A 24,985-nucleotide genomic window follows, 5' to 3' on the forward strand; every position below is an offset into this window, starting at 1 on the left:
CGCCGCTTAGGCGAATTCACACGAGGCGGAACACCGCCAGTGCGTAGACAAGGCAGAGCGCGAGCGCCCAGCCGAGATTGGGACCCACCAGGCCAAGCCAGGCGAGATTGATGAAGGCGCTGCCCAGCAGGGTGATGAACAGCCGGTCGCCGCGCGTGGTGGGGATGCCGAGCACCCCGACGCGCGCCCGCTCCGGCCGCCACACGCCCAGCAGGGTGAACAGCGCCAGCAGAGCGGCGATGACCGCGAAGAAAAGGCCGGTCTGCCAGGTCCACGCCATCCAGGCGAGGTTCTCGGAAACAGAATCCATCGTCCCCTCCCCGCTCACACCCGCCCGAGGGCGAAGCCCTTGGCGATGTAGTTGCGCACGAACCAGATGACCAAGGCGCCGGGGATGATGGTCAGCACGCCAGCGGCGGCGAGCAGGCCCCAGTCCATGCCCGCCGCCGAGACGGTGCGGGTCATGGTGACGGCGATCGGCTTGGCGTTGGTGGCGGTCAGCGTGCGGGCGAGCAGCAGTTCGACCCACGAGAACATGAAGCAGAAGAACGCCGCGACGCCGATGCCGGAAGCGATCAGCGGCATGAAGATCTTCACGAAGAAGCGCGGGAAGGAATAGCCGTCGATCGCCGCGGTCTCGTCGATCTCGCGCGGCACGCCGGACATGAAGCCTTCGAGGATCCACACCGCGAGCGGCACGTTGAACAGGCAGTGCGCCAGCGCCACCGCCCAAGGCGTGTCGAACAGGCCGATGGCGGAATAGAGATTGAAGAAAGGCAGCGCGAACACCGCCGGCGGCGCCATGCGGTTCGACAGCAGCCAGAAGAACAGGTGCTTCTCGCCGATGAAGCTATAGCGCGAGAAGGCATAGGCCGCCGGCAAAGCGAGGCTGATCGAGATGATGGTGTTGAGCACCACATAGGTCAGCGAGTTGATGTAGCCCGAATACCAGCTCGAATCCGTGAAAATCTTGATGTAGTGCTCGAAGGTGATGTCATTCGGCCACAAGGTGACGCCCGAATTGATCTCGAAATTGGTCTTCAGGCTCATGTTCACGAGCCAGTAGATCGGCAGCATGAGGAAGATCAGATAGACGATCATCACGAAGGTGCCGGCGCGCGAGCTCTGGTTCATCCCGCGATCTCCCGCTGCGGACGCTCGTTGCCGGCGTGGGTCATCACCGTGTAGAAGACCCAGCACACCGCGAGCACGATGAGGTTGTAGACGAGGCTCATGGCAGCCGCCTTGCCAAGGTCGAACTGGCCGAGCGCGAGCTTCACGAGGTCGATGGACAGGAAGGTGGTGGCATTGCCCGGCCCGCCGCCGGTGAGCACGAACGGCTCGGTGTAGATCATGAAGCTGTCCATGAAGCGCAGCAGCACCGCGATCAGCAGGACGCGCTTCATCTTGGGCAGCTGGATCGTGGTGAAGATCGCCCAGCGGGAGGCGCCGTCGATGCGCGCGGCCTGGTAATAGGCGTCCGGGATCGACTTGAGGCCGGCATAGCACAGCAGCGCGACAAGGCTGGTCCAGTGCCACACATCCATCACCACGATGGTGATCCACGCCGCGAGCGCGTCGCCGGTGTAGTTATAGTCGATGCCGAGGGCGTTGAGCCCCCAGCCGGCAAGGCCGATATCGGCGCGGGCGAAGACCTGCCAGATGGTGCCGACCACGTTCCACGGAATCAGCAGCGGCAGCGCCATGACCACCAGCGTCGCGGCGACCTTCCAGCCCTCGCGCGGCATGGACAGCGCGACGAGGATGCCGAGCGGAACCTCGATGGCGAGGATGATCGCGGAGAACAGCAGGTTGCGCCACAGGGCGGCGAAGAAGCGCCCGCCGAGCTCGGTCGAGGGGTCCAGCAGTTCCTGGAACCAGCCAAGGCCGTTCCAGAAGAACTGGTTGTTGCCGAAGGTGTCCTGAACCGAATAGTTCACCACCGTCATGATCGGCACGATGGCCGAGAAGGCGACGATGAGGAACACGGGAGCGACCAGCCACCAGGCGCGGTTATTGAGCGGCTTGTCCATCACGAGACCCCCTCGCGGTTCGTGGCTTCACCGGGCACCAGCACGCCGCCGGCGTAAATGTGGATCTGGCGCGGATCGAGCCGCAGCCCGGCCTCGTCGCCGTTCAGCGCCAGCCCTTCCGGCACCATCGCCGCGGCCGGCTGCCCGGCGATCTCCACGCGGGCAATGCGGGCGCGGCCGATATCGTCGATGCGCTTGACCGCGACCGGCACGCCCGTGCCCGCCGGGGCGAGCGTGGCGAATTCCGGCCGCACGCCGAGTTCGATGGTCTCGCCGGCCGGCAGCGCGGGATAGGCCCGCGCCAGCTCGATCGCCACGTCGCCGATCATCGCGCGCCGTCCTTCCACCCGCGCCGGCAGCACGTTCATGCCCGGCGAGCCGATGAAATGGCCGACGAAGGTGTGGGCCGGCCGCTCGAACAGTTCTTCGGGCGTCCCGGTCTGCACCACCCCGCCGTCATGCATCACCACCACCGTATCGGCGAAGGTCAGCGCCTCGGTCTGGTCGTGGGTGACGTAGATCATGGTCAGGTCGAGCGTGCGGTGCAGTTCCTTCAGCGTCGAGCGCAGCTGCCATTTCAGATGCGGGTCGATCACGGTCAGCGGCTCGTCGAACAGGATCGCCGCCACATCCTCGCGCACCAGCCCGCGCCCGAGCGAAATCTTCTGCTTGGCGTCGGCGGTGAGGTTGGCGGCCTTGCGGTCGAGCACCGCGCTCATGTCGAGCCGGCTGGCGATCTCCTCGACGCGGCGGGCGATCTCCTCGCGCGACATGCGCCGGTTCTTCAGCGGGAAGGCGAGGTTCTCGCGCACCGTCATGGTGTCGTAGACCACGGGGAACTGGAACACCTGCGCGATGTTGCGCGCCTCGGTCGGCAGGTGGGTCACGTCGCGGTCGTCGAACAGGATTTTTCCGCGCGTCGGCACCACGAGGCCGGAGATGATGTTCAGCAGCGTGGTCTTGCCGCAGCCCGAAGGCCCGAGCAGCGCATAGGCGCCGCCCTGCCGCCAGACATGGTTGATCTCCTTCAGCGCATAATCCTGCGGGCCGCGCGGATCGGGCCGGTAGGCATGGGCGAGACCGTCGAGTGTGATGGATGCCATCGCGCCCTCCCTCAGGCCGCCGCGCCGAGCGCGGTGCCGGTATTTTTGCCGGCGGCGTCGAACAGAAGGATGTGCCGCGGGTCGATCAGCACCTCGACCGAATCCCCTGGCTCCAGCCGGTGCACACCCGGCAACAGGGCGGTAAGCCGGTGGCCGGCGTCGGCGCTTCCGGTCTCGGCGGTGCCCATGTCCATGTGCAGGAAGCTCTCCGAGCCCGTCACCTCGGTCACCGCGACGCGCGCGCCGAGCCGGATGATGCCGGGGCGGTGGTCGCGCTCGGCCTTGGCGACCGTCTCCACCTCAAGATGATGCGCGCGCACGCCGACGGTGTAGGTGCCGTCCGGCACGGTAGCCAGCGCGCCGGTCGCCGGCACCACCGCGCCGCTCTCCAGCAGCACGGTGCCGCCCGACTTCACCACGCGCAGCGCGTTGAGCGGGGGATCAGAGAACACCTGCGCGGTCGCAAGGTCCGCCGGGTGGCGATAGACCTGCGCGGTCGGGCCGAACTGGGTGAGCCTTCCTTCCATCAGCGATGCCGTGTTGCCGCCCAGCAGCAGCGCCTCGGTCGGCTCGGTGGTGGCATAGACGAACACCGCGCCGGTGGAGGCGAAGATGCGCGGCAGTTCCTCGCGCAATTCCTCGCGCAGCTTGTAGTCGAGATTGGCCAACGGCTCGTCGAGCAGCACCAGCTCGGCGCGCTTCACCAGCGCGCGGGCGATCGCGGTGCGCTGCTGCTGGCCGCCGGACAGCGCCAGCGGGGTGCGCTCCAGATAGGGCGTGAGCTTGAGCAGCCGCGCCGCCTCGTTGACGCGCGCCTCGATCTCGGCCTTGGGCAGGCGCTGGAGCCGCAGCGGCGAGGCGATGTTCTCGTAGACCGTCAGCGCGGGGTAGTTGATGAACTGCTGGTAGACCATCGCCACCGAGCGCTTCTTGACCGAGTGCCCGGTGACATCGCGCCCGTCCACCAGCACGCGGCCGGTGGTCGGCGCGTCGAGGCCGGCCATGAGCCGCATCAGGCTGGTCTTGCCGGCGAGCGTGGCGCCGAGCAGCACGTTGAGGCTGCCATTCTCCAGCCGCAGCGAGATGTCCCGCAGATGGGGAACGGCGTTCACCGTGCGGGAGACATTGACGAGTTCCAGCGTCACTGCGCGGCCCCCCGGTGTTCGGTGCCGGCGGACGCGGCGTGCGGCGCGTGAATGCGCATATAGGTGTCGAGCGCGTCGACCTGTTCGCGGGTGAAGCGCAGGCCGAGCTTGGAGCGGCGCCACAGCACGTCCTCGGCGCCGCGCGCCCATTCCTCGCGCATCAGATAGCGGACCTCGATTTCATGAAGATCGGCGCCGAACAGGTGGCCGAGATCAGCCGGGCCGCGCGCGCCGTCAAGCAGGCGCAGCGCGCGGGTGCCGTAGGCGCGCACCAGACGGCGGGCCAGCGCCTCGTCGAGCCAGGGATGCGCCCGCTTGAGCTGGCCGACGATGCGCGGCTGGTCATGCACCGCGAAATCGCCGCCCGGCAGCGGCTCGGTGCCGGTCCAGCTCGCCTTGCCGGCCTTGGGCAGGAACGCACTGAGCTTTTCCAGCGCGTGCTCGGCGAGGCGGCGATAGGTGGTGATCTTGCCGCCGAACACCGAGAGCAGCGGCGCCCGCCCCTGCTCTTCCTCAAGCTCCAGCACATAGTCGCGGGTGGCTTCCTGCGCCTTGGAGGCGCCGTCATCATAGAGCGGGCGCACGCCGGAATAGGTCCACACCACCTGATCCGGCAGCACCGGACGGGCGAAATATTCGCTCGCCGCCGCGCAGAGATACGAAATCTCCTCCGGGCTCGCGACCGGCCTGGACGGGGTCGAGCCGAAATCGCGGTCGGTGGTGCCGATGAGCGTGAAGTCGTGCTCATAGGGAATGGCGAAGATGATGCGCCCGTCGGCGTTCTGGAAGATATAGGCGCGGTCGTGATCGTAGAGCTTGGGCACCACGATGTGACTGCCCTGCACGAGGCGGACATTGGCCGGTGTGTTGACCCGCACCACCTTCGCCAGCACCTCATGCACCCACGGGCCGGCGGCATTGACCAGCACGCGGGCGCGCACGCGGGTGCGCGCGCCGTCCTGCTCGACCTCGATCTCCCAGCAATCGGCGGCGCGGGTGGCGCTGACCACGCGGCTGCGCGGGCGGATATCGGCGCCGCGCTCGGCGGCATCCAGGGCGTTCAGCACCACGAGGCGCGAATCCTCGACCCAGCAGTCGGAATATTCGAAGGCGCGGGCATAGCCCTCGCGCAGCGGACGGCCGGTCTCATCGCGGCGCAGATCCAGCGTGCGCGTCGCCGGCAGCAGCTTGCGACCGCCGAGATGGTCGTAGAGGAACAGTCCGAGCCGCAGCAGCCAGGCCGGGCGCAGACCCTTGTGATGGGGCAGCACGAAGCGCAGCGGGCGGATGATGTGCGGGGCGATGGCCCACAACACCTCGCGCTCCATCAGCGCCTCGCGCACCAGCCGGAACTCGTAATGTTCGAGATAGCGCAGCCCGCCATGGATCAGCTTGGTCGAGGCCGAGGAGGTAGCGCCGGCGAAATCGCCCTGCTCGAACAGCACGACGGAAACGCCCCGCCCCGCCGCATCGCGCGCGATGCCGCAGCCATTCACACCGCCGCCGATGATGGCGAGGTCATAGATTTCGTCCAGCGTGCCGACGGCCACCTGACGCCTCCCGGGTCGCACCGCTTCATCTGCGGGCGGTTTCGTTTTTATGTTCGCAATGACGCTATCTGAAACATTCAGGACCATCAATAGTCATTAAACGAAAGATATGAAGGTTCGTTTTGGTGCATCGCAGCAGCTTCGCGGCAAAATCGCGGCGCGCGGCTGGCATGCCAGGCGCAGGTCCGGGCGATTGCGCAGAGCGGCCAATCCCTTGGCCCGGATCATCGGTTTCATGGTGCAGGGCACGCGCGCCCGCGTGGAAAACGCTGGGGAAGGCGGCGGCGGGATGTGAGAGAGTTCGGCGGCGACCTCGTGCCTTGCCCGGCTCGATGATGAACAGCGCGTTGATTTCCTCCAGAAAACGCCGGCGCTGGAACAGCGGACGCGATTTCGGCAGGCGCGCCTCGGGCGGCAGCAGCGTGCAGAAGCCGATCTTGGGCTGTTTCAGCGGCCGCTGGTGGAAGGTGATCTCGTGGAACGGCTCCCGCCGCTCCGGCGTCAGCACGTCCGGCAGCCCGAAAGATCGCGCGCTGCGGCGACGCGACGGCTCCGAACGGGCTTCTCGCGGGAACGCGCAGGTCGACAGAGTGAGGACATTCCGAATTCATCGGATATGATGCCGGCTTTCTCCGGCCGGCGTTGAGACGCCGCGCGGCGCCCCGCCGCGCCGCCGCGACAGGATCCGCCGTGGACGACCGTACCGCCAGCCGCATCGCCGCCGCCCCGCCCCATGGCGGCATCTCGCTCGCCGCCGTGCTGACCGAGACCGTTCTGGTCCAGGCGCTCGGCACCATGTCGGTGCTGATCGTACCGGCACTGGCGCCGGCGGTCGCCGCCTCGCTCGGCGTCCCCACCCTGTTCATCGGCTACCAGATCACGCTGATCTATGTCGCCGCGATGGCGGCATCGCTGGTGGCCGGCACGCTGGTGGCGCGCCATGGCGGCTGCCGCATCGGCCAGCTTGCCATGCTGCTCGACGCCATAGGCTGCGGGCTGATGAGCCTTGGCCGTCTCACGCCGATGATCGCCGGCTCGATCTTCATCGGCACCGCCTACGGCATGATCATCCCCGCCTCTTCGGAGCTGCTGATCCGGCACGCGCCGCCGCACCGGCGCAGCCTGATCTTCTCGATCAAGCAGGCCGGCGTTCCGGTCGGCGGCATGGCGGCAGGCATCATCGGTCCCTGGATCGCGCTGTCCTTCGGTTGGCACGCCGCGCTCTGGGCCGTCGGCGCGGCCTGCCTGACGGTGATGGCGTGGTCGCAGCGCGGCCGGCGCGAACTCGACCGGCCGGAAACGCGCACCCGCGTGCCGGTGCTGCTGCCATGGACCTCGCTCCGGCTGGTGTTCGGCAATCCGCCGCTGCGCTGGCTGGCGCTGTCGACCTTCTGGTTTTCCGCCGTGCAGCTTTCCGTCGTCGCCTTTCTCGTCGCGCTGCTGGTGGAGGAAAGGCAGGTCAGCCTCGCCACCGCCGGGCTGGTGCTGGCCGGGGTACAGCTAAGCGGCGCCTTCGGCCGCGTGCTGTGGGGGGCGGTTGCCGATGCCACCGGGCGCGGCCTCGGCGTGCTGGTGGCGCTGGCGCTCGCCATGATGGCGGCGGCGCTCGTGGTCACCGCGGCCGGCAGCGTGCTGCCGCTCGCCGCGCTGATCGCGCTGTTCCTGCTGCTCGGCCTCACCGCCAATTCCTGGAACGGGGTGTATCTGTCGGAAGTGGCGCGGCTCAGTCCCGGCCACGCGGTCGGCAGCGTCACCGGCGCCGCGATGTTCTTCACCTTCACCGGTGTCGCCGTCGGCCCCAGCCTGTTCTCGCAGTTCCACGACGTGTTCGGCAGCTATCAGGCCACCTATGTGGTGATCGCCGCCTTCTCGGCGCTGGCGGCGCTCATGCTGATGCAGGTCCGGCGGCTGGTGGCGGCGCGGCGCGCGACCGCGCCGTAACCCCGGGATATCGGTGCCACCACGCCGAAAAAAAATCCAGGAGCCTGGACGGCCCCTGGATTCGCGCTCCTTATGAAGGCGATCTGCGCACAGATGCCTAGATCGTTTTCCGCGACATCTCCTGGGCGATGAATTCCGCCTGTCGGATCGCCAGCGCCACGATGGTCAGCGTCGGGTTCTCCGCGCCGCCGGTGGTGAACTGGCTGCCGTCGGAGATGAACAGGTTCGGGATGTCGTGCGTCTGGCCGTGCTTGTTGACCACGCCATCGCGCGGCTTCGCGCTCATGCGGTTGGTGCCGAGATTGTGCGTCGAAGGATAAGGCGGGGTGGGCAAGGTGCGCACGGCGCCCACCGCATCGTAGATCGCCGCCCCTCTCGCATAGGCGTGGTTGCGCATCGCGACGTCGTTGGGATGGTCGTCGAAATGCACATTGGCGACCGGAAGGCCGTACTGGTCCTTCACATCGGCCAGCGTCACGCGATTGGTCTCCTGCGGCATGTCCTCCCCGACCAGCCACATGCCGGCGGTGTTCACATAACCGTCCATGGCGGAGGTGAAGGAGCGCCCCCATCCGCCCGGATCGAGGAAGGCGGCCATGAAGGGAACGCCGAGCGAGAGCGTTTCCATCTCATAGCCGCCGACAAAGCCGCGCTTGTCATTGTGGTGGGCTTCGTCTCGCACGATGCCGGCCATCGTGGTGCCCCGGTACATGTGAACCGGCTTCTCGAAAATGCCGTACACCGAGCCGGTCATGTGCCGCATATAGTTCCGGCCGACCTGCCCCGAGGAATTGGCGAGCCCGTCGGGGAACATGTTGCTCGCCGAATTCAGCAGGAGCCGCGGGCTTTCGATCGAGTTGCCGGCCACCGCCACGATGCGGGCCTTCTGGCGCTGCGTCTTGCCGTCCTTGTCGACATAGACGACGCCCGTCACCTTGCCGCTGTCATCGTGCTCGATCTTGAGCACCATGCTTTCGGGCCGCACTTCGAGATTGCCGGTCTCTTCGCCGCGCGGGATCTCGGCGATCAGGGTGGACCATTTGGCGCCCGACTTGCAGCCCTGGAAACAGAAGCCGATCTGCTGACAGGAGCCGCGATCGTGGCGCGGCTGGCTGTTGATCGCCATGCGGCCGGTCGAGACCTCGGTGTAGCCGACTTTTTTCGCGCCGGCCTCGAACACCTTGAAGTTGTTGTTGCCGGGCAGGCCGGGAATTCCGTTGGTGCGGGTGACGCCCATGCGGTCCTCGGCCCGCGCGTAATAGGGCTCCAGCTCGGCAAGGGTGATCGGCCAGTCGAGCAGATTGGCGCCGTCGAGGCCGCCATAGGTCGATCGGGTCTTGAACTCATGCTCCTGAAACCGCAGCGAGGCGCCGGCCCAGTGCACGGTGGAGCCGCCGACCGACTTGACGATCCAGGCCGGGAGATTGGGGAAATTCTTGTGCACCCGCCAGGAGCCGGAGGTGGTGCGCATATCCTTCCAGGCCAGCTGGCCGAAGCTTTCCCATTCGTTGTTGACGAAGTCCTCCATATTGTGGCGCTTGCCGGCCTCAAGGATGACGACCTTTACGCCCTTGAGCGCGAGTTCGGTGCCGAGTGTGCCGCCGCCGGCGCCGGAGCCGACGATGACGACGACGGAATCGTCGTTGAGATCAAAGGGTGCTGACATGGCGTTGCCCTCCCCTCACAGCCAGGCGATGTCGTCGAAGCCGCGGTCGATGTAACCGCCCTTCTCCGCGGAGGCGCCCTCGTAACCGAAGATCGGCCACACCTCCTCCTGGTTGTAGAGACTGACCACCAGCCCGCCCCTCACCTTCTGGAAGAAGGCGCTGTCTTCGATCTCGCGCAGAAGGCTGGTGCGCTGCTCCTCCCAGCCGACATCGGCATAGGGAACGCCGTAGCGGCCCTTCGCCAGCGTATCGAGCGTGCTCACGCCGTTCTCGATGAGCGCCTTGGCCGCCGGATCGGCCGCCTCGGTCTCGTAAGGCTTCATCGCAATGGCGTAGTAGCGGTTGGGAATCCGGTCATGAGGATAGACGTCGCGCGCCATCACGATCAGCGTGCGCATGGTTTCCGGCTTCAGGTTGGCGACCTCAAGCCCCCACGCCTCGCGCGGGCTTAGGACCGCGACGCCGGAGACCATCAAAGCGCCGACGGCCCCGAAGCCAGCCAGCAGGGTTCGGCGCGAGACACCGCGCCGGTCGATCAACGTCGTCATCGTTTCCTCCTAGATATTTTTATGTAACTCTTTTCGAATTACTTTTGTTTAGGCACTAAACGTAGCGTCCCCGCTTCTGAAGAACTTCGATCTTGTAGCCATCCGGATCAGAAACGAAGAAGAATTTCGCGAGCAGGGTGCCGTCGCGAAAGAACTCCTTGACCGGATTGGGATTGAGCCCCGCCGCTGTGAAGCGCGCATGTTCGGCCTCAAGGTCATCGACCGCGAAGGCGATATGGCCGTAGCCATCGCCCAGCGCATACGGTTCGGTCCGGCCGTGATTGATCGTCAGCTCGACCTCGAAATCGGCGTCAGGACTGCGCAGATAGACCAGCGTGAAGCCGTCGAAAGCGAAACGGTCGGCAACAGCGAGCCCGAAGGCTTGGCTGTAGAAATCAACCGAGCGCTCCTCATCGAGCACGCGGATCATGGAATGAATGGCCTTCGCCATTTCGTGCTCCAGATTGAAACGAGACACCGATTTGCTGCGGGAGACTCCGCATGAAACGAATACTAGGTCGTTCGAAAAACCGGTGGTGGTAGACTGTTAGCACATCCCTCCTTCTCGCCTTTTGGCGGGCGCGCGGGCGCGGAAATCGCGCGTCGTCATGCGCCGACGACCGGGTGAAGATCGCGGCGGGACGCACGCACATGTCACCCTCCAGACGAGGGGCCTAAACGAGCGGTGGCGCCGGCGGCGTTATCCCGGCACGCGTTCCGGCAGCTATTCGGCTGCTTCCATGTGAAGCCCGCGCGCTTCACAGAGATAGCGCTGGCGGGCGGACTGCGCGTCCACCCCGCCGCTGTGCAGCAGCGGGCGTATTTCAGCGAGATAGATCAGACAGGAGCAGCGCAGCAATGAGGTGAAGTTCCGGGCCTCGCCATGGATGTTCAGCACCTCGTCATGCAGCGTGGTGATGAATTTTCCGAGGCTCATGCCCTGATGCGCGGCGACATCCTCCAGAACCGCCCAGAACGCGGTCTCCAGCCGGATCGACGTCGAGTGACCACCGATCCGTACCGAACGGGTTTGGCCTTCATAAGCCTCGGGCGCTTGACCCGCGAAAATCTGGCACACTGAGCGTCTCCCGGATCGTTTTTGTCATTTCGAACGATTCCACTCTCAGACGCTCGCGCTGTAAAGCGCTAAAATGCGAAGGGGGACGGCGATGCCCTCTCGTTCCTGGCCCCAAGCGTTGAAAGGGTTGTCTTTTCGACGCACGGCCTTCCCGTCCCCGTTCGGTCGGACTCCCTGTCTCTCCGAGCTTTCTTCACGCTCGGCCTGACCTCCTTCGGCGGGCCGGCGGCGACGCCGCGGTGGAGGTCTCCGTAACCTGCCTGATCGGCTCCAGGCAGCTCAGAAACCCATCGCGGCGCCGTCGCTGCGTGGATCGCTCGCGCCTTCCAGGCGCCCGTCCGCATGGCGCGCGATCGCGCCGGCATGGCCCATCATCGCGTCGAACGGCGCCACCACCTCCACATCGTGACCGGCGGCGCGAAGCGCGGCGATAAGCTCCGGCGGGAAGCTATCCTCCAGCTTGAGCGTGACGGTCTCCGCGCCCCAGGTCCGGCCCAGCAGCCAGCGTGGCGCGGTGATCGCCGCCTGGGGCTCCTGGCCGAACAGGCCATAGCGCGAGAACAGCGCGGCCTGCGTCTGCGGCTGCCCCTCCCCGCCCATCGTGCCGTAGACCATATGCCGCCCGTCGGCGAAGCGGGCCATGGCCGGGTTCAGCGTGTGGAACGGCTTGCGGCCGGGAGCGAGCACGCGCGGGCCGCTGCCCGTGAGCGCAAAACTCGATCCGCGATTCTGCCAGACGATCCCGGTCTGCGGCAGCACCACGCCGGAGCCGAATTCGAAGTAGATGCTCTGGATGAAGCTGGCGGCGAGGCCGTCGCCGTCGATGGCGCCTAGCCACACCGTATCGCCGGCGGAAGGCGGCGCGGGCCAGGGCAGCGCCCGCGCGGGGTCGATGCGCGCCGCCAGGCGGTCCAGCACCTCGTCGGCAAGGAAATCGCGTGGGTCCTCGCTCATCGCCTCGGGATCGCCGACCACGCGGTCGCGCACGAGGAAGGCCTGCTTGGTCGCCTCGATCAGCCCGTGCAGATGCGCGAAGCCTTCCGCCTCCCGCACACCGAGCCGGCTGAAAATCCCGAGGATCATCAGCGAGGCCAGCCCCTGGGTGGGCGGGGGGAAATTGAACAGCCGGATGCCGGGCAGGTCGACGTGAAGCGGCGCCACGCGCGTGGCGTAACACCCGGCGAGATCGTCGAGCGTCACCAGCGCGCCGGCGGCGGCCAGATCATGGGCGATGTCGCGGGCGAGCGGGCCACGGTAGAAGCTCTCCGTGCCCTCGCGGCCGATCCGCTCCAGCGTTTGCGCCAGCGCCGGCAGCGTCATCGTCGCCCCCGTTGCGGGCGCGGCGCCATCGACGGTGAAGACGTCGGCGAAGCCCGACACATCCGCAAGTTCCGGCAGCTTCTCGGCCGTCAGCTGGTTTTGGCTGGCGGTCACGGCGAAGCCATTGCGGGCGTGCCAGACGGCATCCTCCACGAGGCGGGCGAGAGGCAGGCGTCCCCCGCGCTCAAGGCTGAGCCTCAACGCTTCGCCCCAGCCGGCGACGGTGCCGGCGGTCGTGTTGGCCGCCAGAGGTCCCCGCTGGGGGATGGCCGCGAGGCCCGCCCGCGCATAAAGCTCCGGCGTTGCCGCCGCGGCGGCGCGGCTGCAGGCGTCGATGCCGACCGGCGTCTCTCCCGGCGCGCCGATCAGCCAGAAGCCATCGCCGCCGATCGCCGTCATGTGCGGGTAGACCACGGCCAGGGCGGCCGCCATGGCCACTGTCGCCTCGATCGCATTGCCGCCCTCGCGCAGCACGCGCAGCCCCGCTTCGCTCGCCAGATGATGCGGCGACGTCACCATGCCCCGACGGGCACGTACCGTGTTCAGCATGTCACGCGACCTCTACCAGCCGATCGCCTTGGGCAGCCAGGTGGCCACCGCCGGGAAGGTGAAGACCAGGGCGACCGCGATGAGCTGCAGTGCGATGAAGGGCAGGACGCCGCGATAGATGTCGGCGGTGCGCACCTCGGGCGGCGCCACGCCCCGCAGGTAGAACAGCGCCCAGCCGAAGGGCGGGGTCAGGAACGAGGTCTGCAGCACGGTGGCGATCAGCGCCGCCGCCCAGACCAGATCCACCCCGGCGTTCTGCATCAGCGGCAGGAACATCGGCACCACGATGTAGCTGATCTCGATCCACTCGATGAAGAAGCCGAGCACGAAGATGATCAGCAGCATGAAGATCAGGATGCCATCCGTGCCGCCGGGCACCAGCGCGAAGGCGTCGTGCACCAGCCGCTCGCCGCCGAGACCGCGGAAGGACAGGGCGAAGACCTGCGAGCAGATCAGCACGAAGAACATCATCGCCGTGATGCGGGCGGTGGACTGGACGGTGTCCACCAGGGTCTTGAGGGTGAAGCGACCCGCGACGGCGGCGACGATGATGGAGCCGAGCGCGCCCATGCTGGCGGCTTCCGTCGGCGCCGCGATGCCGCCGATGATCGAGCCGAGCACGGCCAGCACCAGCCCGATGGGCGGCAGGCCGACCTTGAGCGCCTTCAGCCACAGCTCCTTGCGCGGCATGGCGCGCCGCTCTTCGAGCGGGATCGCCGGCACCTTCTCGGGCCAGACGATGCCGACGACGATCATGTAGATGCAGAAAATGCCGGTCAGCAGCAGGCCGGGCATCAGCGCGGCGGCGAACAGGGTGCCGACCGACTCGCCGAGGATATCCGCCAGCAGGATGAGGATGGTGGAAGGCGGGATCAATTGCCCGAGCGTGCCGGAGGCGCAGATCGCCCCGCAGGACAGGCTCTTGTCATAGCCTCGCCGCAGCAGGGTCGGCAGCGTGAGAAGGCCGAGGGTGACGATGGTGGCGCCGACGATGCCGGTGGTCGCGCCCATCATCATGCCGACCAGAACGATGCCGAGCCCCATGCCGCCGCGCAGGCTGCCGGAGAGATGGCCGATCACCTCCATCAACTCGTCGGCGAGCCGCGACTTCTCCAGCATCACGCCCATGAAGACGAACAGCGGGATCGCGATCAGCGTGTAGTTGGCGGTGACGCCATAGATGCGCGCCGGCAGCAGGCCGAACAAAGTCGTGCCGAAACCGAGCCAGCCGAAGAAGAAGCCGCTGATCGCCAGCGTGAGCGCCACCGGCACGCCGACGAACAGCATGACGAAGAAGGAGGCGATGCAGGCGATCGCCAGGATTTCATTATAGGGCATTGGCAGGCACCGGCTCCGAGGGCGCCATCGGGGGCACGATCGGGGAGAAGAGAGCGGCGAGCGCGCGCGCCGTGGCGCCGAGGCTCTGGAGCAGCAGCAGGGCGAAGCCTGCCGGAATCATCGCCTTGAGAATGAAGCGGTAAGGCAGGCCACCAGGATCGGGCGAGCCTTCGCCGATGCGGTAGGACTGCATCACATAGTTCCAGGACAGCAGGATGATGATGACCGACAGCGCGACCACGGCCAGCGCGGAGAACAGGTCGATCCCCTGCTGCACGCGCGGCGGAAGCCGGGCGAACAGGATGTCCACCCGCACATGGCCTTCATGCTTGATGGTGTAGGCGATGCACAGCAGCGCGAGCGGGCTCATCAGGTGCCATTCCAGCTCCTGCATCGCCACCGAGCCGGTGTTGAAGGCGTAGCGCATCAGCACGTTGCCGGCCATGACGAGGACGAGCGCGAAGCCCGTCCACGCCGCGACCCACCCGCAGGCCTCGACGATCACGTCGAGGCCCCGGGCGATTTTTTCCAGCGCGGTGGTCATGCGCCCCTGCGGATCTGGGTCTGGTAGACCGCTTCCGACAGGCCGGCCCACTGGCTGTGCTCGGCCGCGAACTTGGTGAACGAGTCGTAGACCTTCTTGATCTTGGGATCGGAGTCGGCGAGCTGCTGCAGCGTGGTGGCGGTGACCTCGCGCAGCTTGTCCACCACAGCGGTCGGATAGGGTCCGGCGATCACGCCCTGGTTCTTCACGAGGTCGGTCATCGCCTCGCCGTTGGTCGCCTCGCACCAGGTGTGGCTGAGCACGTTGCAGGCGGCGGCGGCGGCGCGGACGATTTCCTGAAGGTCGGCCGGCAGCGAATCCCAAGCGCCCTTGTTGACGATGAGCTCGGTGACGTTGTTCGGCTCGTGCCAGCCGGTGGTGTAATAGTATTTGGCGGCCTTCTGCAGGCCGAGACGGCGGTCCTGATACGGGCCGACGAACTCGGCGGCATCGATCACGCCGCGCTCCAGCGCCGGGAAGATTTCGCCGCCGGGCAGCAGCTTCACATCGACGCCGAGCTGCGCATAGACCTTACCGGCGAGGCCGGGAATGCGCATCTTCAGCCCCTTGAAGTCCTCAACCTTCTCGATCGGCTTGCGGAACCAGCCGGACATCTGCACGCCGGTATTGCCGAGCGGCATCGGGACGAGATTGAACGGGGCGTAGAGCTCCTCCCAGAGCTGGAGGCCGCCGCCATGGTAGATCCACGCGTTCTGGCCCTGGAAGTTCAGCCCGAAGGGCACGCAGGTGAAGAACTGCGCGGCCGGCACCTTGCCCGCCCAGAAATACGAGTTCGCCGCGTTCATCTCGACCGTGCCGGAGGACACCGCGTCGAAGCCTTCCAGCGCCGGAATCAGCTCGCCGGCCGCGAAGTGCTGGATGGTCAGCCGCCCACCGGACATCTTGCCGACGAGGTCGCAGAAATAGGTCGGGCTGCCCGGGCCGGCGACGTAGAACGGCGCGCCCGGCCCATAGGCATTGGTCATCTTCCAGTTGAAGGTCTGCTGGGCGCGCGCGACATGCGGCGCGGCGATGGTGGCGACGGCGGCCGTACCCGCCAGACCGGCGCCCAGGAATCCACGACGATCCATTGCTGTTCCCCTTTGTCCGGATGGCGCCACGCTGCGGCGCCGTGATCGGACGCCACTAAGCCGCCGCAACGTGGCATCGGCAATGCCCCTAAAGAGGCAAGCGCACCGAAGCGACGATGACGCCACAGCCTCACGATCTAAAAATTACCGATAAAATTCATACATTTAATTCGAGATGACGAGGATTTGTGCACAGCGGCCCGCTCGCGGCGCGACAAGTTTTTGTGCGCCATTCGTCAAAGTGTTTCACTGGAGATCCAGCGCCGCCTGCGCCATTCGTCCGCCCATGAGTGTGCTGCCATGAACCGAGCCGTTCCCATCTCGATCAACGCCTTTCCGGCTTCCAAGCAGGAGGCGGCGTGGCGCGAGACTTTGGCCTCGCTCGGCCTTGCCGCGCAGCTTTCCGACACTGACGCCTTCCATTTCGGCGAGGTCTCGATCAAGCGCTCGCCGACACAGGCGAGCTTTGCCCTGCTGCGTTCGACCGCGCAGAAACTCACCGCCCTGGGTCAGGCCGCCCGGAAGACCGGGGAGCCGGCGAGGAGCGACGCGCCCGTACTCATCGGCTTCGTCACCTATGGACGCGGCCATCTCACCGATTCCGGCCGGCGCGCCGCTGAATTTGCCGATGGTGACCTCTGGGTCTGCGACCCCGCGAACCCCTTCTCGGTGCAGTTCCGCAACGATTTCGAGCTGCTGCTGCTGTGCCTGCCGCGCGAGCGGCTGGTGGGCCGGTTCGGCCGCGGCGCGACCGTTCCGACGCTGGTGCTGGGTGAAACCGTATCGGCGGCGGCGGCGCGGCCGCTGATGCGGGCACTGGCCTCCCAATTCGCGGTGATGGAGGATGGCGACGTGATGGCCGCCGAGCCGGCGGTGACGGAACTCGTGCTCTCCGCCCTGCTGGCCGAGGCGCGGCCGGAAGAGGACAACGCGACCCAGGTGCAGGCGGCGCATTTCGCCAGGGTGTGCGCGCAGATCGAGGCGCGGCTGCGCGAGCCCGAGCTGTCCGTCGCCGATATCGCCAAGGCGGAGGGACTGTCGGCGCGCTACATACAGCGCTTGTTCGAAGGGCAGGACCGCTCCTTCTCCGACTATGTGCGCCACCGCCGGCTGGAGCATTGCCGGCTCGACCTGGTCAATCCGCAACATGCCGACCGCTCGATCGCCGAGATCGGCTTTCGCTGGGGCTTCGCGGATCAGGCGCATTTCAGCCGGGTGTTCAGCGCCGCCTATGGCATTTCACCGCGCGACTACCGCAAATCCGCCGGGGCGACGGTCGAGACGCGCTGGACCCGTGGTCGCCCCATGCATTCCGGCGCGCGGCCCGTCCGTCCGGCTCCGGCGGCGGCCACCGGCGCCGAGGCCGCAGACCTGCCGGCGCCGGTGCGCCCGCGCGAGGCCGCCGAGCCTGGCCATCATCACCTGCCGGTGTCCCGCGAGACCGTGCATTGGGGCTATCTCTCGCGCAGCATTCCGCCGGCGCTGCGCGTGCGCTCCGGCGCGCAGGTGACCATCGAGACCCTGACGCAGCACGCTTATGACGATCATGAGCGGATGATCGCCGGCGATCCCGGCGCGGAAAGCGTGTTTCGCTGGACCGCCGACTACAAGGCCGTGGACCGCCGCGGCGCCGGGCCGGTGAATGCCTCGATTTTCGGGCGCGGCGCCGGCGAGGGTTTCGGCGTGCACATCTGCACCGGCCCCATCTTCGTCCACGGCGCCGAGCCCGGCGACGTGCTGGAAGTGGAGATTCTCGACCTGAAGCCGCGCCCCAGCGCCAATCCCGCCTATGCCGGCTATGCGTTCGGCTCCAACGCCGCGGCGGCGTGGGGCTTTCACCATGACAATGTTCTGGACGAGCCGCGCAAGCGCGAGGTCATCACCATCTACCGCACCGACGCCGCCGGCGAGAGCGGGTTTGCCGAGGCGGTCCATTCCTTCCGCTGGACGCCGCAGACCGACCCCTTCGGCGTCGTTCACGAAACCATCGACTACCCCGGCGTGCCGGTCGATCACCGCCGGATCGAGAAGCGCGTGGGCGTGCTCGCCGGCGCCCGCATCCCCGTCCGCCCGCATTTCGGCTTCATCGCCGTGGCGCCGCGCGAGAGCGACATGGTGGATTCGGTGCCGCCCGGCTATTTCGGCGGCAATATCGACAATTGGCGCGCCGGCAAGGGCGCGTCGGTCTATCTGCCGGTGGCGGTGCCGGGCGCGCTGCTGTCGATCGGCGACCCGCATCTGGCGCAGGGCGATGGCGAAATCAGCGGCACGGCTTTGGAATGCTCGCTCACCGGCGAGGTGCGCCTCGTGCTGCACAAGCGCGGCGAGACCCACAAATCCTTCCTCAACGGCCTCGGCGCGCCGCTGATCGAGACGCCGGATGCCTGGCTGCTGCACGGCTTCAGCTACACCAACTATCTGCGGGAGTTGGGCCGCAACGCCCAGTCCGAGGTGTTCAAGCGCTCCTCGCTCAGCCGCGCGCTGCGCAGCGCCTTCCGTGCCGCGCGCAAGTTCCTGATGGAACGCTACGGGCTCGACGAGGACGAGGCGATTTCGCTGATGTCGGTGGCGGTAGACTTTGGCGTGACCCAGGTGGCCGACGGAAACTGGGGCGTCCACGCCAAGATCAACAAGGCCATCTTTCCAGAGAGCCGCGCGGGTTCTCCGGAGACCAGGCTCGAAGAGCGCATCACCTGACCAGTCGTCATCTGCCGGATCGCGACTCCCGCCAGCCCTTCGGCCAGCCTAGTATGATGCCGACTGGAGATCGCATCATGGCAGACAGCAAGGAGCCGACGGCGACGGGCGACGATTACATTCGCTGGCTCGACCATATCTGGTCGCAACGGCTGCTCACCGCCCGCGAGCCGAAGCCGGAGCTTTCGATCGGCATCGTGCTGTGGCCAACCTTCCCGATGATGTCGCTGACCGGCATCCTTGAGCCGCTTCGTCACGCGGCGGATTTCGGCGACAATTCGCGACCGGTACACTGCCGCTGGTCGATCATGGGCGAGCGTGGCTATTCCGCCGTCGCCAGTTGCGGGGTCCGGATCAAGGCGGATGTGCCGTACATCAACCCGACGGACTTCGACTATGTGGTGGTGATCGGCGGATTGCTGCCGCATCTGCGCGACGGGCCGCCACGCCATCGCGATTACCTGAAGGCCGCGGCGGCGGCCGGCGTGCCGCTGATCGCCGCATGCACCGGCATCTTCGTGTTGGCGCAGGAGGGGCTGCTGGCGGACAGGCGCGTCGCCGTCCACCCCTTCCACCGCGAAGACTTCCGCGTCGCCTTCCCCGCGCTCAAGATCTCGACCCGCGATGATTTCGTCATCGACGGCGACCGGATTACCGTGCCCGGCGGCGTGTCGATCCTCAGCCTGATGACGCAGCTGATCAAGACCCATTGCGGGCCGGACCGCGCCGCCAAGACGGTGCATCAGCTCAGCCTCTCGGAGCAGCCTGATGCCAGCGAGTTCGAGAAGAGCCGGGCGTCGAGCTTCCGCCATTCCTCGGATTCCCGGGTGCAGCGGGCCGTGGTGCTGATCGAGAGCCGGATGGGTCAGGAGATCAACCCGGAGACCGTGGCGAATCATGTCGGGCTGAGTTCCCGGCAGTTCGCACGCCTGTTTCAGGAACATCTCGGCATGACGCCGAAGCGCTTCATCATCGAGACCCGGCTGCGCTACGCGAAATGGCTGGTCCAGAACAGCAACATGCCCATGACGGCCATCGCCTACCAGACCGGCTTTTCCGACTGCGCGCATTTCGCGACGTCGTTCAAGGCGAAATACGGCGCACCGCCCAGCAGCCTGCGTTGAACCGGGACCGAGGGCGCTATTGGCGCGTGAAGCCCCGGCTCGCTGCGATCAGGTCACGTGTGTAATCCGTCTTGACCGCGCCGGTCGCGAGCTCGGCGGAAGTGAGCGCCTCGACGACAATGCCGTGCCGCATCGTCACCAGACGCCGGCACATATGGGTCACGACACCCAGATCGTGACTGACCATGAGGAAGGTGAGGCTCCGTTCGCGTCGTACCTGCTCCAGCAGGTTCAGCACCTCCGCCTGCACCGAAGCGTCGAGCGCAGATGTCGGCTCGTCGAGCAGCAGGATCTCCGGCTCCAGGATCAGTGCCCGGGCAATGGCGATCCGCTGGCGTTGGCCTCCGGACATCTGATGAGGGTAGCGGAAGCGGAAGGACCGGCCGAGCCCGACCTCGTCCAGCGCCCGGCGGATACGGGCCTCGCCGCCGTCAAAGCCGTGAATGGCGAGAGGTTCGAGCAATTGCTGGTCGACCGTCTGGCGCGGGTGCAGCGAGCCATAGGGGTCCTGGAACACCATCTGCACCTTGCGGAAGAAGTCGCGGGGGCGCCGCTTGCCGCGTTGCGCCAGCCCGTCGATCGAGATGCTGCCGGAATGCATCGGCGCGAGACCGACGACGGCCCGCAGCAGCGTCGACTTCCCCGACCCCGATTCACCGACGAGACCGAAGGACTCGCCGCGGTCGACGGTGATGCTGACATCCCGAAGCGCGTGATAGCTGCCGAACTGCACATTGACGCTTTCGGCACTCAGAACCGTGGTCATGCGGCCCACTCCGGCTTGCGGTCGAGGATGGGGAGCGGGTGCCGGCTCTCGCCGATTTTCGGCACGCAGTCGAGCAGCCCGCGCGTGTAGGGATGGCGTGCCGACGACAGGTCACCGGAGGCGAGTTCCTCGACCACCCGGCCGGCATACATGACCAGCACGCGGTCGCAGAAGGAGGAGACAAGGCGCAGGTCGTGGCTGACGAAGATCAGCCCCATGCCGCGCTCGCGCACCAGCCGGTCGAGGATGGCCAGCACGTCGAGCTGCACGGTCACGTCGAGCGCCGAGGTGGGCTCGTCGGCGATCAGGAGTTCCGGCCCGCAGACCAGCATCATGGCGATCATCACCCGCTGCCCCATGCCGCCGGATACCTCGTGCGGATAAAGCCCGAAGACACGTTCGGGATCGCAGATCTGCACCGCTTCGAGCATGGCCAGTGCCTGGTTGCGCGCCTCGGCTCGGCCCACCGGCGAATGCGTGACCAGGGTCTCGACGACCTGCCGGCCGATCGTCATCACCGGGTTGAGGGAATATTTCGGGTCCTGCAGCACCATCGCGATGCGCCCGCCGCGCAGTGCCCGTCTCTCCCGCGGGCTCGCCTTCATGAGGTCGATGCCGGAAAATTCCAGCCGGTCGGCAAAGATGCGGGCATGGGGCGGGGTCAGCCCCATGATGGCGCGCCCGGTCTGGGACTTGCCCGAGCCGCTTTCGCCAACGATGCCGAGGCGCTCACGCCCGAGGGTGAAGCTGACGCCTCGCACTGCCCTGACGAGACCGGAGCGGCCTGGATATTCGACAGTGAGATTGTCGACCGTAAGAAGCGCGCTCATCGTCCGGCCTCCTTCGGATCAAGGGCGTCGCGCAGCCCGTCGCCGAGCAGGTTGAAGCCAAGGCTGACGACGAAGATCGCGATGCCGGGCATGGTGGCGACCCACCACTGGTCGAGGATGAAGCGCCGGCCGGAGGCGATCATCGCGCCCCATTCCGGCGTTGGCGGCTGTGCCCCGAGGCCGAGAAAGCCGAGTCCTGCCGCGGTGAGGATGATGCCGGACATATCGAGCGTCACACGCACGATCAGCGAGGACAGGCACATCGGCATGACGTGGCGCAGCACGACGCGCCAGCCGGAGGCGCCCATCAGCTGAACCGCGGCGATGTAGTCGGAATGGCGCATGCCGAGCGTCTCGGCGCGGGCCATGCGGGCATAGGGAGGCCAGGAGGTGATGGCGATGGCGATCACCGCATTGGCGATGCCTGGGCCCAATGCCGCGGCGAAGGCCAGCGCCAGCACCAGCTTGGGGAAGGCGAGGAAGATGTCGGTGACGCGCATCAGGGTCGCGTCCACCCAGCCGCCGGCATAGCCGGCGACCGTGCCGATCAGCAGCCCGAGCGGTGCGGCGATGATCGCGACCAGCGTCACCACGGTGAGCGTCAGCCGCGAGCCGTAGATCAGCCGCGCGAGGATGTCGCGACCCTGATCGTCGGTGCCGAGCAGATAGCCGCCCGCGCCTGGCGGCAGCAGCCGGGCATTGGCGAGGTCGCCCTCATAGGGCGAGTGGGGGGCGATAATGTTGGCGGCCGCGGCAACCAGCACCAAAGCGAGGATAATGGCGAGGCCGAGTACCGCGAGCGGGTTGGCGCGAAAGCGCAGCCAGGCGGCATAAGCGTGGCCGAGGCGTGCCTGCCGGCGCGAGGTGGGGGTCTCCGTGAGCAACCAGGCGCGCCAGCCCGGCACCCGTGATTCCGAAAGAGCGGTCATCGTGCGCGGGTCCTCGGATCGAGCGTCCGATAGAGCAGATCGGACAGGAGGTTGAGGGCGATGAAGACGGAGCCGATGACCAGCGTGCCGCCGAGCACGGCGTTCATGTCGGCATTCTGCAGCGAGTTGGTGATGTAGAGGCCGAGCCCCGGCCAGGAGAACACCGTCTCGGTGAGCACCGATCCTTCGAGCAGGCTCGCATAGGACAGCACCACGACGGTGACGAGCGGCACGGCGGCGTTGCGCAGCGCATGGCGCCAGATGATCCGTGTCTCCGACAGGCCCTTGGCCCGAGCCGCGACGACATATTCCTGGCCGAGCTCGTTGAGCATGAACGAGCGCGTCATGCGGCTGATATAGGCCAGCGAGAGATAGCCGAGCAGGCTCGCGGGCAGGACGAGGTGACGGAACACGTCCCACGCCACGTCCCACTGGCGCTGGATCAGGGCATCGAACAGCAGCAGCCCGGTGATCGGCGTGAAAGTGTACTCGTAGACGACGTCGATACGGCCGGGAAAGGCGATCCAGCGCAGCTTGGCGTAGAACAGGAGCAGGCCCAGCAGCGCCAGCCAGAAGATAGGTATCGAGTACCCGGCGAGGCCGATCAGGCGCACGGCCTGATCGGCGAGCGTGCCGCGCTTGACCGCCGCCAGCACGCCCAGCGGAATGCCGAGGACGACGCCGATGAAGGTGCCCGTGGTCGCGAGTTCGAGGGTCGCGGGGAAGACATACGCGATGTCGGTGAGCACCGGTCGGGTGGTCAGGACGGACGTGCCGAGGTCTCCGCTCAGCACCTGCTTGAGATAGACGAAGAACTGCTGCCACAGCGGCAGGTCGAGGCCCATCTCGTGCCGCATCCGCTCATAGGCGGCGGCGGAGGCGCGGTCACCCAGCGCCGCCAGCACGGGGTCGATCGGCACGACGCGGCCGATGAAGAAGGTGACGGCGAGGAGGCCCAGATAGGTGGTGCCGACCACCAGCAGGAAACGTGCGACGCCGTTGAGGCGGGTCAGGCCGAGGGCCCATCGCCTCCCGCGACTGTCCATGGTGATCATCGTCATCTGTTCCTCCCCGACAACGGCTCCCTTCCCGTCAGTTCTTCGCAACCGGCGCGAGGAAGTTGGAATCGAAGGAGGGGCCGAGCTTGAAGCCCTTCAACTTGGACGAGTGCCCGGCGACTTCGGTCTGCTGGTAGATGATGATGAAGGGGCCGTTGGTCATCACGTCCCTCTGCAGCTCGCCATACATCTTGGCGCGCGCGCCGGACTCCTTCTCCATGAGAGCGGCATCGGTCTTGGCGGTCATGGCGGGGATGTCCCACGCATTGCGCCAGGCGAGGGTCTTCGACTTGCCGGCGTCCGAATTGTCGGGGTTGGACGAGAAGGTCTGGGCATTGGAATGGGGATCCCAATAGTCCGAGCCCCACTGACCGATATAGATGTCGTGGTTGCGGGCGCGGTACTTGGTCAGGGTCTGCTTGCCGTCGCCGGGAATGATCTCGACCTTCACGCCGGCCTTGGCCGCGCTCTGCTGGAAGGCTTCGGCGATGCCGCTGACAGGCTGGGTGGAGCGCACGTCCATCGTAACCGTGAAGCCGTCCGGCAACCCGGCCTTCGCCAGCAGCGCCTTCGCCTTGCCAATGTCGAGCTTGTAGGGATTGTCATCGAGAGCGCCGAGCTGGCCACCGGGCAGGAAGCTCTGGTGCACCTCGCCGATCCCCTTGATGAGCGTCTTGCCGAGCGCCTCGTAGTCGACCAGGTATTTGAGAGCGTCGCGCACCTCGGGCTTGGCGAGCGTGGGATTCTTCTGGTTGAGGCTGATATAGTAGACGGTGCCCTTGGCAGAACTGTCGAGCGCGAGGTTCTTGTTCTTCGCGATTGCCTCCATGTCGCCGGGCTCAAGGTTGCGCGCGACATCGACGTCGCCCGCCTCAAGGGCCAGCCTCTGGGCGGCGCTTTCCTTCATGTGCCGGAATATGACCCGCGCGAGCTTGGCCTTGTCGCCGAAATACGTGTCGTTGCGATCGAGAATGACAATCTCGTTGGCCCTCCAGGTCCGCACCGCGAACGGGCCGGAGCCGGCATGGTTCAACTTCAGCCAGGCATTGCCGAAATCATTGTCGTACTTGTAGTCGGCCGACGGGGTGACTTCCTTGACGTGCTGGAGCACGAGCTTCTTATCGACCGCCGAGAGCGGGCTCGCGGCCATGACGTTGAGCACGAAGCTCGGTGCATAGGCCTTGTCGATGGTCAGCGCGAAGGTCGTCGCGTCGACGGCCCTGGCCTTTTCGGTCACATTGTCGCCGGTGATGCCGAGCTGGCCGATCAGGAAGGCCGGGCTCTTGTCGAGCTTCGCCATGCGCTCGAAGGCCCAGGCTATGTCCTCGGCGGTAAGCGGGTTGCCGGAAGCGAACGTCACGCCCGGTTTCAGCTTGAACGTAAAGGTGAGCCCGTCCGGCGACACGGTCCAGCTTTCCGCCAGATCGCCGACGACCCTGGTGGTGTCGTTGATGTCGAGCTTCACAAGCTGGCTGTAGCTGTTGCTGATGACTTCGGCAGCGGAGAGCTCGAAAGATTCCGCCGGATCGAGGCTGATGATGTCGTCGATGGCGAATGCCTCGACCAGCGTGTCCTGCGGCGTGGCCGCGTAGGCGGGAAGCGTGGCGGTGAGGATGCCCAGGCTAACGCCGGCGGCCAGCGTGAACATGCGTCTCGTCAAAAGCGTGGTCATCG

Annotated in this window: 23 protein-coding genes; 3 read left to right on the forward strand and 20 right to left on the reverse strand. The window is 66.7% G+C overall.

Annotated elements, in window-relative coordinates; genetic code table 11:
- Positions 1 to 16 precede the first annotated feature (16 nt).
- The 7 genes from VRZ77_RS15175 to VRZ77_RS15205 all read right to left on the reverse strand — a co-directional run bounded on the left by VRZ77_RS15175 (position 17) and on the right by VRZ77_RS15205 (position 6,339).
- Positions 17 to 310 carry a DUF2160 domain-containing protein gene (locus tag VRZ77_RS15175; protein WP_414593476.1) on the reverse strand — a complete coding sequence of 98 codons (294 nt, stop codon included), beginning with the start codon at positions 308 to 310 and terminating at the stop codon, positions 17 to 19.
- Between the two features lie 14 nt (positions 311 to 324).
- Positions 325 to 1,134, reverse strand: a complete 810-nt coding sequence (locus VRZ77_RS15180; RefSeq protein ID WP_414593477.1) for a carbohydrate ABC transporter permease — start codon at positions 1,132 to 1,134, stop codon at positions 325 to 327.
- The gene (locus VRZ77_RS15185; RefSeq protein WP_414593478.1) at positions 1,131 to 2,033 is read right to left on the reverse strand and encodes a carbohydrate ABC transporter permease; all 903 of its coding nucleotides are present in this window, start codon (positions 2,031 to 2,033) and stop codon (positions 1,131 to 1,133) included. Before VRZ77_RS15185 ends, VRZ77_RS15180 begins: the two co-directional genes overlap by 4 nt.
- Positions 2,033 to 3,136, reverse strand: a complete 1,104-nt coding sequence (locus VRZ77_RS15190; RefSeq protein ID WP_414593479.1) for an ABC transporter ATP-binding protein — start codon at positions 3,134 to 3,136, stop codon at positions 2,033 to 2,035. The genes VRZ77_RS15185 and VRZ77_RS15190 overlap by 1 nt, the downstream gene beginning before the upstream one ends.
- An 11-nt stretch (positions 3,137 to 3,147) precedes the next feature.
- On the reverse strand, positions 3,148 to 4,281 hold the full coding sequence (locus VRZ77_RS15195; protein ID WP_414593480.1) for an ABC transporter ATP-binding protein: 1,134 nt from the start codon (positions 4,279 to 4,281) through the stop codon (positions 3,148 to 3,150).
- Positions 4,278 to 5,816 (reverse strand): glycerol-3-phosphate dehydrogenase, encoded by a 1,539-nt coding sequence (gene glpD, locus VRZ77_RS15200; protein ID WP_414593515.1) that lies wholly within the window; start codon positions 5,814 to 5,816, stop codon positions 4,278 to 4,280. The genes VRZ77_RS15195 and glpD overlap by 4 nt, the downstream gene beginning before the upstream one ends.
- Positions 5,817 to 5,895: 79 nt before the next feature.
- The gene (locus VRZ77_RS15205) at positions 5,896 to 6,339 is read right to left on the reverse strand and encodes a hypothetical protein (protein ID WP_414593481.1); all 444 of its coding nucleotides are present in this window, start codon (positions 6,337 to 6,339) and stop codon (positions 5,896 to 5,898) included.
- A 182-nt stretch (positions 6,340 to 6,521) separates the two neighbouring features.
- On the opposite strand from VRZ77_RS15205, the gene VRZ77_RS15210 reads away from it, so the two are divergent.
- Positions 6,522 to 7,772: an MFS transporter gene (locus tag VRZ77_RS15210; RefSeq protein WP_414593482.1), complete on the forward strand. Its 1,251-nt coding sequence runs from the start codon at positions 6,522 to 6,524 to the stop codon at positions 7,770 to 7,772.
- 97 nt (positions 7,773 to 7,869) lie between these two features.
- Here VRZ77_RS15210 and VRZ77_RS15215 read toward each other — a convergent pair whose 3' ends face one another.
- The 8 genes from VRZ77_RS15215 to VRZ77_RS15250 form a co-directional block, all read right to left on the reverse strand.
- Positions 7,870 to 9,438, reverse strand: coding sequence for a GMC family oxidoreductase (locus VRZ77_RS15215; protein ID WP_414593483.1), 1,569 nt, complete (start codon positions 9,436 to 9,438; stop codon positions 7,870 to 7,872).
- Positions 9,439 to 9,453: 15 nt separating this feature from the next.
- Complete coding sequence (locus VRZ77_RS15220; protein ID WP_414593484.1) at positions 9,454 to 9,987, reverse strand: Twin-arginine translocation pathway signal; 534 nt, start codon at positions 9,985 to 9,987, stop codon at positions 9,454 to 9,456.
- Between the two features lie 55 nt (positions 9,988 to 10,042).
- Positions 10,043 to 10,438: a VOC family protein gene (locus VRZ77_RS15225; RefSeq protein WP_414593485.1), complete on the reverse strand. Its 396-nt coding sequence runs from the start codon at positions 10,436 to 10,438 to the stop codon at positions 10,043 to 10,045.
- Between the two features lie 273 nt (positions 10,439 to 10,711).
- Entirely contained in the window at positions 10,712 to 11,065 is a 354-nt protein-coding gene (locus VRZ77_RS15230) for a ribbon-helix-helix domain-containing protein (RefSeq protein ID WP_414593486.1), read from the reverse strand.
- 279 nt (positions 11,066 to 11,344) lie between these two features.
- A complete protein-coding gene (locus VRZ77_RS15235) occupies positions 11,345 to 12,934 on the reverse strand; it encodes a gamma-glutamyltransferase family protein (protein WP_414593487.1) in 1,590 nt (529 codons plus the stop codon).
- 12 nt (positions 12,935 to 12,946) lie between these two features.
- A complete protein-coding gene (locus VRZ77_RS15240) occupies positions 12,947 to 14,272 on the reverse strand; it encodes a TRAP transporter large permease (RefSeq protein WP_414593488.1) in 1,326 nt (441 codons plus the stop codon).
- Positions 14,262 to 14,816 (reverse strand): TRAP transporter small permease subunit, encoded by a 555-nt coding sequence (locus tag VRZ77_RS15245; protein WP_414593489.1) that lies wholly within the window; start codon positions 14,814 to 14,816, stop codon positions 14,262 to 14,264. The genes VRZ77_RS15240 and VRZ77_RS15245 overlap by 11 nt, the downstream gene beginning before the upstream one ends.
- Entirely contained in the window at positions 14,813 to 15,907 is a 1,095-nt protein-coding gene (locus VRZ77_RS15250) for a TRAP transporter substrate-binding protein (RefSeq protein ID WP_414593490.1), read from the reverse strand. The genes VRZ77_RS15245 and VRZ77_RS15250 overlap by 4 nt, the downstream gene beginning before the upstream one ends.
- 300 nt (positions 15,908 to 16,207) lie before the next feature.
- Here VRZ77_RS15250 and VRZ77_RS15255 point away from each other — a divergent pair, with 300 nt between their 5' ends.
- Both VRZ77_RS15255 and VRZ77_RS15260 read left to right on the forward strand, forming a co-directional pair.
- The gene (locus VRZ77_RS15255) at positions 16,208 to 18,604 is read left to right on the forward strand and encodes an acetamidase/formamidase family protein (protein WP_414593491.1); all 2,397 of its coding nucleotides are present in this window, start codon (positions 16,208 to 16,210) and stop codon (positions 18,602 to 18,604) included.
- Between the two features lie 77 nt (positions 18,605 to 18,681).
- The gene (locus VRZ77_RS15260; protein WP_414593492.1) at positions 18,682 to 19,728 is read left to right on the forward strand and encodes a GlxA family transcriptional regulator; all 1,047 of its coding nucleotides are present in this window, start codon (positions 18,682 to 18,684) and stop codon (positions 19,726 to 19,728) included.
- A gap of 16 nt (positions 19,729 to 19,744) precedes the next feature.
- On the opposite strand, the gene VRZ77_RS15265 is transcribed toward VRZ77_RS15260, so the two are convergent.
- Genes VRZ77_RS15265 through VRZ77_RS15285 form a run of 5 tightly spaced genes read right to left on the reverse strand, consistent with a single transcriptional unit; the run spans position 19,745 to position 24,983 of the window.
- The gene (locus tag VRZ77_RS15265; RefSeq protein ID WP_414593493.1) at positions 19,745 to 20,494 is read right to left on the reverse strand and encodes an ABC transporter ATP-binding protein; all 750 of its coding nucleotides are present in this window, start codon (positions 20,492 to 20,494) and stop codon (positions 19,745 to 19,747) included.
- Complete coding sequence (locus VRZ77_RS15270; protein ID WP_414593494.1) at positions 20,491 to 21,324, reverse strand: ABC transporter ATP-binding protein; 834 nt, start codon at positions 21,322 to 21,324, stop codon at positions 20,491 to 20,493. The genes VRZ77_RS15265 and VRZ77_RS15270 overlap by 4 nt, the downstream gene beginning before the upstream one ends.
- On the reverse strand, positions 21,321 to 22,253 hold the full coding sequence (locus tag VRZ77_RS15275; RefSeq protein WP_414593495.1) for an ABC transporter permease: 933 nt from the start codon (positions 22,251 to 22,253) through the stop codon (positions 21,321 to 21,323). The genes VRZ77_RS15270 and VRZ77_RS15275 overlap by 4 nt, the downstream gene beginning before the upstream one ends.
- The gene (locus VRZ77_RS15280) at positions 22,250 to 23,308 is read right to left on the reverse strand and encodes an ABC transporter permease (protein ID WP_414593516.1); all 1,059 of its coding nucleotides are present in this window, start codon (positions 23,306 to 23,308) and stop codon (positions 22,250 to 22,252) included. Before VRZ77_RS15280 ends, VRZ77_RS15275 begins: the two co-directional genes overlap by 4 nt.
- Positions 23,309 to 23,345: 37 nt before the next feature.
- Positions 23,346 to 24,983, reverse strand: a complete 1,638-nt coding sequence (locus tag VRZ77_RS15285) for an ABC transporter substrate-binding protein (protein WP_414593496.1) — start codon at positions 24,981 to 24,983, stop codon at positions 23,346 to 23,348.
- Positions 24,984 to 24,985 lie beyond the last annotated feature (2 nt).

This window comes from Ancylobacter sp. G4_0304 (assembly GCF_047501495.1).
GTDB lineage: Bacteria > Pseudomonadota > Alphaproteobacteria > Rhizobiales > Xanthobacteraceae > Ancylobacter.